At 70.6% G+C, this 9,752-nt stretch carries 14 protein-coding genes; all 14 read left to right on the forward strand.

All coding sequences use genetic code 11. The features are described from left to right. Positions 1-29: 29 nt before the first annotated feature. The gene (locus ACY34K_RS24725) at positions 30-1,052 is read left to right on the forward strand and encodes an AAA family ATPase (RefSeq protein WP_462750770.1); all 1,023 of its coding nucleotides are present in this window, start codon (positions 30-32) and stop codon (positions 1,050-1,052) included. Continuing rightward, positions 1,052-1,894, forward strand: a complete 843-nt coding sequence (locus ACY34K_RS24730; RefSeq protein ID WP_462750772.1) for a hypothetical protein — start codon at positions 1,052-1,054, stop codon at positions 1,892-1,894. The genes ACY34K_RS24725 and ACY34K_RS24730 overlap by 1 nt, the downstream gene beginning before the upstream one ends. Next, complete coding sequence (locus tag ACY34K_RS24735) at positions 1,891-2,694, forward strand: hypothetical protein (RefSeq protein ID WP_462750774.1); 804 nt, start codon at positions 1,891-1,893, stop codon at positions 2,692-2,694. The genes ACY34K_RS24730 and ACY34K_RS24735 overlap by 4 nt, the downstream gene beginning before the upstream one ends. A gap of 49 nt (positions 2,695-2,743) precedes the next feature. Beyond that, positions 2,744-2,956 (forward strand): hypothetical protein, encoded by a 213-nt coding sequence (locus ACY34K_RS24740; RefSeq protein ID WP_462750775.1) that lies wholly within the window; start codon positions 2,744-2,746, stop codon positions 2,954-2,956. A 26-nt stretch (positions 2,957-2,982) separates the two neighbouring features. After that, entirely contained in the window at positions 2,983-3,258 is a 276-nt protein-coding gene (locus ACY34K_RS24745; RefSeq protein WP_462750777.1) for a hypothetical protein, read from the forward strand. 14 nt (positions 3,259-3,272) lie between these two features. Further along, on the forward strand, positions 3,273-4,172 hold the full coding sequence (locus ACY34K_RS24750; protein WP_462750779.1) for a WhiB family transcriptional regulator: 900 nt from the start codon (positions 3,273-3,275) through the stop codon (positions 4,170-4,172). Then, the gene (locus ACY34K_RS24755; protein WP_462750781.1) at positions 4,169-4,504 is read left to right on the forward strand and encodes a helix-turn-helix domain-containing protein; all 336 of its coding nucleotides are present in this window, start codon (positions 4,169-4,171) and stop codon (positions 4,502-4,504) included. The genes ACY34K_RS24750 and ACY34K_RS24755 overlap by 4 nt, the downstream gene beginning before the upstream one ends. Then, positions 4,501-4,920 carry a hypothetical protein gene (locus ACY34K_RS24760; RefSeq protein WP_462750783.1) on the forward strand — a complete coding sequence of 140 codons (420 nt, stop codon included), beginning with the start codon at positions 4,501-4,503 and terminating at the stop codon, positions 4,918-4,920. The genes ACY34K_RS24755 and ACY34K_RS24760 overlap by 4 nt, the downstream gene beginning before the upstream one ends. After that, a complete protein-coding gene (locus ACY34K_RS24765; protein WP_462750785.1) occupies positions 4,917-5,336 on the forward strand; it encodes a hypothetical protein in 420 nt (139 codons plus the stop codon). The genes ACY34K_RS24760 and ACY34K_RS24765 overlap by 4 nt, the downstream gene beginning before the upstream one ends. A gap of 452 nt (positions 5,337-5,788) precedes the next feature. Next, complete coding sequence (locus ACY34K_RS24770) at positions 5,789-6,637, forward strand: DNA adenine methylase (RefSeq protein ID WP_462750787.1); 849 nt, start codon at positions 5,789-5,791, stop codon at positions 6,635-6,637. Positions 6,638-6,890: 253 nt separating this feature from the next. Then, the gene (locus ACY34K_RS24775) at positions 6,891-8,183 is read left to right on the forward strand and encodes a hypothetical protein (RefSeq protein ID WP_462750789.1); all 1,293 of its coding nucleotides are present in this window, start codon (positions 6,891-6,893) and stop codon (positions 8,181-8,183) included. Continuing rightward, positions 8,176-8,982 carry a DciA family protein gene (locus ACY34K_RS24780; RefSeq protein ID WP_462750791.1) on the forward strand — a complete coding sequence of 269 codons (807 nt, stop codon included), beginning with the start codon at positions 8,176-8,178 and terminating at the stop codon, positions 8,980-8,982. Before ACY34K_RS24775 ends, ACY34K_RS24780 begins: the two co-directional genes overlap by 8 nt. Then, positions 8,979-9,425, forward strand: a complete 447-nt coding sequence (locus tag ACY34K_RS24785; RefSeq protein ID WP_462750793.1) for a DUF2493 domain-containing protein — start codon at positions 8,979-8,981, stop codon at positions 9,423-9,425. Before ACY34K_RS24780 ends, ACY34K_RS24785 begins: the two co-directional genes overlap by 4 nt. 80 nt (positions 9,426-9,505) lie before the next feature. Next, on the forward strand, positions 9,506-9,670 hold the full coding sequence (locus ACY34K_RS24790) for a hypothetical protein (RefSeq protein ID WP_462750795.1): 165 nt from the start codon (positions 9,506-9,508) through the stop codon (positions 9,668-9,670). Positions 9,671-9,752 lie beyond the last annotated feature (82 nt).

Raw genomic sequence — 9,752 nt, forward strand, 5'->3', positions numbered from 1 at the left:
CCGCGTGACAACCCCATAGGAGAGACCTCATGGCACCCGCCACGCAGGCCGCCGCGAACGCGGGCGGTCCGACCTCGCACACCCAAAATCAGGATGACGGGCTGGACTTCGAGGACGCCACGCGTCCCGCGACCAACGCCTTCATCGCGCTGACCGGCCCGGCCAACGCCGGAAAGACGTACACCGCCCTGGCCATGGCTACCGGCATGGGCACGACCATCGGAGTCTGCGACACCGAGCGCGGCCGGGCCAGCCACTACGCGAGCCTCTTCCCCTTCAAGCACCTGCGGATGCCGGACTTCCGTCCGCAGACCCTGGTACGCGCCCTGGCGGTGGGCGCGCGGCGCGGCATCGACGTAATGATCATCGACTCGGGCACGCACTACTGGTCCGGGCGGGGCGGTGTCCTGGAGCAGGTCGACCGAACGACAAGCGCCTCCCAGTCCCGTAACGCGTTCACCTCGGGCTGGAAGTCCGTCAAGCCCGTCGAGCACGAGATGTGGGACGCGGTCATGGCCTACCCCGGGCACGTCATCATGACGCTGCGGGTCAAGACCGCCTACGAGCTGGTGACCAACAAGAACGGCGGTGTGGAGCCAAAGAAGGTCGGCCTCAAGCCGGACCAGCGGGCCGACGCCGAGTACGAGTTCGACTTCGTCGGCGACCTCGACATGGAACACACCATGACCGTGTCGAAATGCTCCTACCCGGGACTCTTCGCCTCTGGTGAGCGGATCGAACTGCCCAACACCGAAACCGGCCACAAGATCGTCAAGTGGCTCAGCGAGGGCACCCCGATGCCCACCGTGCAGGACTACGTCGACCGGGTCATGAAGCCCGACACGACATACGAGCAGCTCCTCGCCCTGTACCGCGGGGAACTGTCCCAGCGCGGCCTCCTCGGTGCGGCCCTGTTCGCCCCCGACACCGGAGAGCAGACCACCCTCGGCGGGCTGATCGCCCGCGTCGGCGGAACGCGCAAGGCTGCCACCGAGGGCGGCACACAGGAAGGAACCGCCGCCCAGGGCGGCAACGAGAGGAGCGCCGCCTGATGACGGGGGCTTCGCGGCGGAGTCACGGGTACGCCCGGGCCAAGCTGGACGGGTGCCGCTGTTATCCGTGCAGGTTCGCGGTCTCCCAGTACGACCAGGCGCGGGAGCGGGCCATCGCTTACGGCACGTGGCAGTCGTTCGTCGACGCCGAACCGGTACGGCAGCACCTGCAGAATCTGCAGGCCTGCAAGATCGGTCTGCGGCGCATCGCCCAGGAAGCCGGCACCGACCGCAAACGCCTTCAGCTGATCCTGACCGGGCGGCCCGAGCAGGGGATAGGACCGCAGAAGAGGGTCCGACCTCAGCTTGCAGCTGCCGTGCTGGCGATCCAGCCGTCGCTCGACCTGCTGGGCGCGGCAACAGCCATCGACGCCACCGGCACGCACCGCCGTCTGCAGGCACTGGTGGCAGCCGGGTGGCCGCAGCACCACCTGGCCGCCGCACTGGGCTGGACCGACACGAACTTCAGCGCGCTGCTGCAGCAGCAGCGGGTGACCGTCCGTACCGCCCGGGCCGTCCGGGCGTTGTACGACCAGATGTGGCGGCTCGACCCGTCCGAGCACGGCGTCGACAACCGGGCCTTCAGCAGGGCCCGCAACCACGCCGCCCACTGCGGCTGGGCGCCAGTGGGCGCGTGGGACGACGACACCATCGACGACCCGGCGGCCCGGCCAGACACAGGCGCATCCGTCCCCAAGGGTCTCGCGCTGGTGGAAGACGCCACAGAGCTGATCACCAGGCAGCAGTACACGCGCGAGCAGGCCGCAGCCCGCCTCGGCGTCACCAAGAAGGCTCTGGATCAGGCGTTCTCCCGCTACAGCAGGACGGAGGTATCAGCATGAGCCACTCCGGCAGGCGCCACGGCACCACCGCGAAGTACCACCTGGATCGCTGCCGCTGCTATCCGTGCTGCCACGCCAACAGCCAGTACGAGACCGACCGGCGTCGGGCAATAGCGTACGGAACATGGCAGCCCTTCGTTGACGCGGAGCCCGTCCGGGCCCACGTCAGGATGCTGGGCGAGTTCGGCATCGGCTGGATCCGCGCGGCAAAGCTTGCTGGCGTCGCCACCGGAACCGTCTCCAAGCTGCTGTACGGAGACCGGCCACGGAACCTGGCCCCCACGAAACGGATGCGACCCCAGGTAGCTCGGGCACTGCTCTCGGTAGAACCGACCCTGGAGAACATGGGGCCGGTCGTGCCGGTCAACGGCGCAGGCACCCGGCGCCGCCTGCAGGCCCTTGTGGCCGCGGGCTGGCCGCAAAAGGAACTCGCCCGGCGCCTGGGCATGGAACGGGCAAACTTCGGCCGGACGATCGTCAGCAACATGGTCCGGGTGGAAACCCTCCGCGCTGTCAACGCCCTGTACGACGAGCTATGGCGAGCCGATCCCCGCGCGCACGGCGTCGCGGTGCGCTGGTACGCGAAATCCCGAGCCATCGCTACGGAGCACCGTTGGGCGCCGGTGGGGGCATGGGACGACGACACCATCGACGACCCATCTGCGTTCCCTGACTGGACCGGCCACTGCGGGACCCCCAACGGTCCCCGCTTCCACTATCAGACCGGAATCCCTGTCTGTGACCCGTGCAGTTCCGCCCGGGCACGCCACCGCGCCGAACAAAAGGCCCTCGCCGCATAGCCCCATCTTCCGCGGGGCCGTCCACCACCACCCAAGGGAGGCCCCCGCTATGGGCGACATCGCGCTGTACCTCTTCACCCTCATCATGTCCGCCTCCGCCGTCTACACCGTCGCCCGCAGCACCCAGCGGCGCCTGAACCAGACCGCCCAGGAGCGGGCCGTACGCACCGCAGAAGCGATGGTCGCCGACACCTACACCCTCTACGAGGACTTCTACGACACCCCCACCCCGTCGCCCGCCCGGCCGGGCCGGCATCCATGACCCCCACCCCGCCTCACCGTGTGGAGGTGAGCACCGTGCACACCCTGTATCTCGCGGCCGCCCTGGTGCTCACCACGGCGGCCGCCGCCATATCCGCCCACCGTCTCGCCGCCGCACGCCGTGCCCTGCGCGCCGCCCAGGCCACCGCCCGGCTCACCTCCCGCGTCCAGCACCGCGACAACACCGCCCTCGCAGACAGGCTCCGCGACCTGGCCGCCGAGGCGGAAGTGGTCGCGGCGGCCGAGCACCTCATCGACACCGAGCTCACCCGCACCCGCAACCCGGAAGGGGGCCACCCATGAACACGAGCAGGACTATGACCGCGGCGACCCTCGCCTACCGCGCCCTGACCGAACACCCCCACTACCGGTACAAGGGCTGCGCCCCCGACCCCGACCACCCCACCCAAGCCGCCGGCAACCTCGACCTGACAGTCGACGCGTGGGGCCCGTGGACCGGCGACGGCCCCGAACCCCAAACCGAGCGTCACGCCCGGGAAAAGGCCGCGATCGCCGTATGCGGACGGTGCCCCGTCCAGGCCCTGTGCGCCGCCTACGCCAACACGGAGCTGACGGAGACCGACGAGCAGGGCCGGGTCACCGTCCGCCTCGCCGAACCCGAAGGCATTTTGGGCGGGCAGCGGGCCCTGGAACGCCACCGCGCGCTCATCGCCCGCCGCACCGCCCACACCCCCGACACCCTCCCCGCCCCGGCCCGTACCGAAGCCGGCACCCCCCAGAAACAAGCCGTCCTCCAAGCCCTCGCAACCGAGCTGTACGAAGACCGAGTCGCCGCACGCGCCCAGCAGATCCTGCGCACCCTCACCCGCGACCGGCACGCCACCGTCGACCGCCGCACCGCCAACTGGCACCGCGCCTCCCTGTGCACCCTCCTCGGCCTCGACAAAGAAACCGCCTCCCGCGACGACCTCATCCTCACCGCCCTGCGCCACCAGCTCCTCCCCCCCGGCACCCGCATCGTGTGGGACGGCCTGTGGCCCATCGCCGCCGCCCCCAACAGCGACGGCTCCCGCCAGCGCCGCATCGCACCCGACCAGCCCCTCGACCTCCTCACCCCCCGCCCCCGGCCCCGCACCGGCCACCACCCCGCCCGCCGCAAGACCGCACCCCGGCCCCTCCGCCGCAGCCTGCGCCTCCTGCCCACCCGCACCGTCCCCGCCCTGATCCCCACACCCGCCCTGGAGCCCGCAGCATGAAAACCGCCCGCACCCCCAACGACCTCCCCATCTCCCGGATCGTCGCCGCCAACATCGCCGCGCACCGCGCCCACCGCGGCTGGTCAACCCGCGCCCTCGCCCAGGCGACCCAGGAAAGCGGCAATCCCATCGGGCCCAGCACCGTCTCCCGTATCGAGAAATCCGCACGCCCCGGCGCCATCCCGGTAGTCGTCTCCGTTGATCAGCTCGTCGCCCTCGCGGAAGCGTTCGGCGTTCCCCTCGACAAGCTCCTCAAGGCGCCCACCTGCCCTGCCTGCATGGACAACCCGCCGGCCGGGTTCGCCTGCCGCACCTGCGGAGCCACCGCATGACCACCCCCGACACCGCGGACACCGCGGACGTCGACGCCCAGCTCGCCGACCGCGCCCAGACCAGCGGCGACTACCTCGCCGGCATCATCGCCGCCGCCATGCTCGACACCGTCGGACAACCCGCCAAACTCGCCCAACTCCTGTGGCCCGACACCGACCCCGACACCGTCCAAGCCATATGGCAGGCCGGGCTCACCACCGGATACCGCGCCGCGAAACTCGCCCTGCAGCCCGACCCCCGCTGGACCGCCGACGGCCTCGACCGCCTCCGCGCAGCCCTCACCGCCTACGAACAACTCCAAGCCCTGACCGCCCGCTCCGCCAGCACCCTCCGCCCCGCCACCCTGGATCCGGGTGTGCTGTGGCACCCCGCCGACGACGAACAACCCGGCATGCACGACGGGGGACACCCATGACCCCCACCACCTGGCGCGGCCGCGGACGCCCGATCGTCTTCGACCAAGCCCTCCAAACCGCCTACCTCGCACACATCGCCGCCGGCACCCGCCTCGGCGACGCCGCCACCCTCATCGGCATCAGCATCAACGTCCCCCGCAACCACGCCCGCACCAACCCCGCCTTCGCCCAGAAGCTCGCCGCCGCCCGCGCCGCCGGCAGGAAAGCCCGGGCCAACCAGCGGCCCCACGGCGAAACCCACTACAACCACGACCACTGCCGACACCCCGACTGCCGAACCGCCGCCCGCGAAGGACGCGCCAAACGACGCCACCAGCAAGACGAGACGGAGCAGAACACCAGGGCCGTCGTCGTCGACCTCCCAGCACCCCATCCCGGGCCGGACCCCTGCGTGCTGCTGCCATGCGCGTCCTGAGGGAACCGACCCAACCGAGCAAGATCACCTTATTTGCTGTGACTTTCTGTAGGACAACACCCCAGCACTCACGGGCCCGTACGGATGTCCGATGACATGCCCATCAGATGACAACCCGTCAAAACGACACGGGAGAGACGAGGGAGAGGACAAGTGGCGACTTCAAGCGGTAGGCTCAGCCTCGCGCCAGACGACCACTCAGGTCCACGGCGTAAGCAGAAAAGCAGAACGGCCTCGCTCCCCCGGCTGGTAACCGGGATCGACGCGAGGCCGGTGCCGCAGGCAGTCCCTTACGACTCCTACGGCCGGCCGCCACACTTCAACGACAAAGGCGACGACATGGCGAAGCGTACCCGCCCACCCGGGCTGACAGACAGTGGGACCCGCAACTCCGGCGTGAACATCACACCGCCGTCGAGCGAGGGCCCCGTCACCACTACCTCATCACTCCGGTGACCCGCGTCGGGCTGCGGCCGCCGTTCCCGTACTACGGAGCGAAGGGCCGACTGGCCGGACAGATCGTCGACCTCATTCCGCAGCACCGCATCTATGTGGAACCATTCGCCGGTTCCGCCGCGGTGCTGTTCGCGAAGCCGGGCTCCCCCGTGGAAGTCATCAACGACCTGGACCGCAACGTGACGACCTTCTTTCGCGTGCTGCGCGATGAGGAGGCAGCACTGACCCGGGCGCTGCGATTCACGCCGTACGCCCGCGACGAGTTCGCGGCCGCGGACCTGGACGAGGACGGCATCACCGACCTCGAGCGCGCCCGCCGGTTCTTCGTGCGGACCACTCAGGGCCACAACGCCGCCGGGTCCGGCGGCCGGGCCGGCTGGTCGAACGGGATAAGGGCGCGCCACACCGACGCCACCGCGACGACGAACCTCGTCGAGCGGCTGTACCTGCTGGCCGAGCGGCTGCGCACGGTGGTCGTCGACAACCGGGATGCACTCGAGCTGATCGGACTGCACGACGCGGCCGACGCGGTGTTCTACCTGGACCCCCCGTACCTGTCCGGCACGCGCCAGTGCGGCCGCGACTACGCGCACGAGGCTGACGGCGAGGAGTTCCACCGGCAGCTCGCCACAACCTTGCAGGCGGTACAGGGAACCGTGCTGCTTTCCGGCTACCCGTCCCCGCTCTACGAGGTGCTGTACCGGGGGTGGGACCGCCTCGAGATCGCCGTGCACCGCGCGGCGACGAACCACCGCGGGCGTACGGACGTACCGCGGGGTGTCGAGGTGATCTGGTCTAACCGGCCACTGAGCCGGCAAGTTGCCCTGTTCGAGGAGGTCTCGTGACCTAGAACGTCCTGGGCGGGAGGTCCGTGGGCCCCTTGGCGGGGGCTCATCCTCTACCGCCGGCCGCTGGTGTTGGCGCACCGTGCGCGGCCACTTCCTACGGCTCGGTTTGGCGACCGAGCTAAGGCCCGACCTTCGAATCCGGTTTGGCGACCGGGCCCGAGCGTTCGAGCGATCTAACGGTTCTCCCCAGAACCAGACCCACCAACGGGGGCCTTTTGCGTCCCTCTCTAACAAGAAGGTCGGGTACATAGTGCAGCACCGCACGCCTGCTTGTCAGCTCACGCACGACCCTTCGGGCGTTTCGTCCCCTATTTCCCCCACGGTCGACGGCATTGAGTGCCGTGAAACCGCCTTCCAGCCGGTACGCGGTGCCGCCCAGGAAGTCGCTCACACCGCTTCCCGACGCACCGGTCCGCGCCGCTGGCTCCGCTCCGTCGAGTGGCTCGTCGCTGCCGGCCTCCACCCGAAGGCCAACCAGACGACCGTCCGCGTCGCCGAGGACCTCGCCGCGCGCATGGACTACGACACCGGCCACGCCCGCTACTGCCTCGACGAGATGGTCGCCCGGCTCGGACTCAACCGGGCCACCATCAAGCGGCACATCGCCGCCCTGCGCGAGCTGGGCGCCCTCGCCTGGGTGCAGCACGGCACCCGCGCCAACATCCGCCGCGCCCTCGGCCTGGGCGGCTACGCCGGTACCGCGACGGTGTACGCGGCGGTCATCCCGGCCGCCTACGACCACGCCATGGGCCACCGAATCATCGGCACCGGGTACGACGCCCGGATCGTCATCGACCAGCGGGGCCAGGCCCGGACTCCTGTGGACAACCCGCCTGTGGACGACGAGGGCTCAACTCCGTGTGCGCCCCCTTCCCTTACCTGTGATGAGGAAGAGGGAAAGCTGAAGATGGTGGGTGGTAGGAACTACACCCCGCAGGCGGGTCGGCAAACCGCATCGATCCCCCGCCAGAAGACCAGCAGCAGCGGCAAGGGGACGGCTGCGCGCCGCAGCCCGCTGCAGGTCGCCCGCGACATCCGCATCGCCCGGCAGGTCCGGCCCCTGGTGAACTGGACCCAGTCCGAGGGCCTTCGCCGCCTCGCGTACTCGCTGCGGCCGCTCATCGACCGCGGCCTGGACGCCCTGCAGATCGCCGACGAACTGGCAGGCATGTGCCTGGGCTGGCGGCCGAAGCAGCCCGCGAACTTCATCCGCGCAGCCCTCGCCCAGGACGCCGAGCGTCTCGAGGCCCAGGCCGCCGCCGAGGAACTCCTCGCCGCCCAGACGTGGACCACGGCCGATGAGGACGACGTGGACTCCCTCGCCCGGCTTTTCGGCATCCCCTCCACCGGCGCGGACGAGCTGGCGCCGCGGACCGACCACGACCGGTACCTCGCCCGCCGCGACTGGAGCATCTGGCCCGAGGTCGCCGCCCACTACGACGACGACCCCGACGACGCGCTCGACCTGTACGGCGAGCAGCTCGTCACCTACGCCATCCGCCGCGACGCCCACGCCAAGGACCGGGAGGCCCGCTATGTCTGACCAGCCGCAGCAGCATTCCGGGCGGGACCTCGCCCGGCAGGCCCTCGCCGCCTACAAGGCCAACCGCTCCACCGCACCGGCCGGCAAGAGCAGGCCCAGGGCCAAGACCCGCGTCCGTGACCGCAGCAGCGGCCGGGACCCCGTTGCCTTCGGCGCTCTCATCGACCGCCTCGGCGGGGAGCAGGGCTGGGACACCGCGCTCAAGGGCGGCAGCATCACCGACCGGTGGTCGACCCTCTGCCCCACCCAGTACGCCGACAAGCTCCGGCCCACAGCTTTCGACCCGGACACTGGGACGCTGCGGCTGGTGACGGACTCCCCGGCGGTGGCCACCGACCTCCGCATCCTCGGCAGCATGCTCATCCAGCACCTGAACAAGCAGCTGCGCACCGGCGGCGGCAAGGGCCCCGTCCGTCGCCTGAATGTCCAGCTCGGCAACCTCGGCGGCCACCCGCGGTCCGCCGAACCCGAGCCGCCCACCTCGGCGCCGGAGCCGGGCCCGGTCCGCACACGGGAGACCGCCTCACCCGGCTACCGGCGCGTCCTCGAGCTGGCCCGCACCCACAAACCCGCCGCCCCGCCGGAGAGCCCGCTCGTCGCCGCGGCCCGGGCCGAGCTCGATGCGTTCCTCGCAGACCCTGCGAACAGGGAAATCGAAGCCGCGTTCGCCGACGCGGTCGCCGCACTCGAAGCAGCACAACCCCCGGACACCGACCCCGTCGAAGCCAGCCGGCAAGCCGCGATCCGCTACAAGCGCAGCGGTGAGCCAACGGTCCGGCGCCTGTTCGAGGCGTCATGAGCAGCCTCGCCGACTACGCCCGGATCGGGCTCACCGGCTCGCGTACGTGGACCGACCGCCGACTCCTCGAGACAGTCCTTATGAACGTGTGGCACGACGCCACCCAGCTCGGCTACCCCGGCATCTACCTCACCCACGGCGCCTGCCCTGACGGTGCCGACGACATCGGCGACGACTGGGCCTTCGCCCACGGCGTCCCCCAGGACCCCCACCCCGCCGACTGGGACGGGCCCTGCGCTCCCGACTGCCGGCCCGGCCACCGGCGCCGACGGCGAAACGGCGCGGAGTACTGCCCTCTGGCCGGCCACCGCCGCAACCAGAAGATGGTCGACCTCCGGCCGGTCCTGTTCGTCGCCGCGCACCGCGGCAACTCCAGCGGCACCGCGGACTGCATCCGCCGCGCCGAGGCAGCCCTCATACCCGTCCTCCGCATCACCGCGTGACCGACCGGGGGCAACGGCCAACCGGTTCTGCGGCAGCGTGATCCACGATCGACAGGCCCCGCCTGAACGGAGAAGCGCCCATGCCCCACACCCTGCAGTACCCCGACACCTGGCACGACCGTGAGGCGGCCGAGGAACGCGCCTGGCTCGACGAATGGGCCCGCACCCACCAGGCCGAGCTCGACTTCGCAGACTTCTTCCGCCTGGCGGAGACGGTGCTGGCCGCCCCGAGTATTACGCCGTAATGAAGCGTGCGCGTCTGGGGCGAGCAGCGGACCGGGACGTCGGCGGTGTATACCGCGGTATACACCCGGGCCCTCGGCGACC

Source organism: Streptomyces sp. STAM6, assembly GCF_054963715.1.

Excerpts from the sequence above, each read along its gene's own strand:
- ACY34K_RS24765 (WP_462750785.1), top strand. The coding sequence starts at position 4,917 with ATGACCCCCACCACCTGGCGCGGCCGCGGACGCCCGATCGTCTTCGAC.
- ACY34K_RS24740 (WP_462750775.1), top strand. The coding sequence starts at position 2,744 with ATGGGCGACATCGCGCTGTACCTCTTCACCCTCATCATGTCCGCCTCC.
- ACY34K_RS24730 (WP_462750772.1), top strand. The coding sequence starts at position 1,052 with ATGACGGGGGCTTCGCGGCGGAGTCACGGGTACGCCCGGGCCAAGCTG.
- ACY34K_RS24785 (WP_462750793.1), top strand. The coding sequence starts at position 8,979 with ATGAGCAGCCTCGCCGACTACGCCCGGATCGGGCTCACCGGCTCGCGT.
- ACY34K_RS24725 (WP_462750770.1), top strand. The coding sequence starts at position 30 with ATGGCACCCGCCACGCAGGCCGCCGCGAACGCGGGCGGTCCGACCTCG.
- ACY34K_RS24755 (WP_462750781.1), top strand. The coding sequence starts at position 4,169 with ATGAAAACCGCCCGCACCCCCAACGACCTCCCCATCTCCCGGATCGTC.
- ACY34K_RS24790 (WP_462750795.1), top strand. The coding sequence starts at position 9,506 with ATGCCCCACACCCTGCAGTACCCCGACACCTGGCACGACCGTGAGGCG.
- ACY34K_RS24760 (WP_462750783.1), top strand. The coding sequence starts at position 4,501 with ATGACCACCCCCGACACCGCGGACACCGCGGACGTCGACGCCCAGCTC.
- ACY34K_RS24780 (WP_462750791.1), top strand. The coding sequence starts at position 8,176 with ATGTCTGACCAGCCGCAGCAGCATTCCGGGCGGGACCTCGCCCGGCAG.
- ACY34K_RS24735 (WP_462750774.1), top strand. The coding sequence starts at position 1,891 with ATGAGCCACTCCGGCAGGCGCCACGGCACCACCGCGAAGTACCACCTG.
- ACY34K_RS24750 (WP_462750779.1), top strand. The coding sequence starts at position 3,273 with ATGACCGCGGCGACCCTCGCCTACCGCGCCCTGACCGAACACCCCCAC.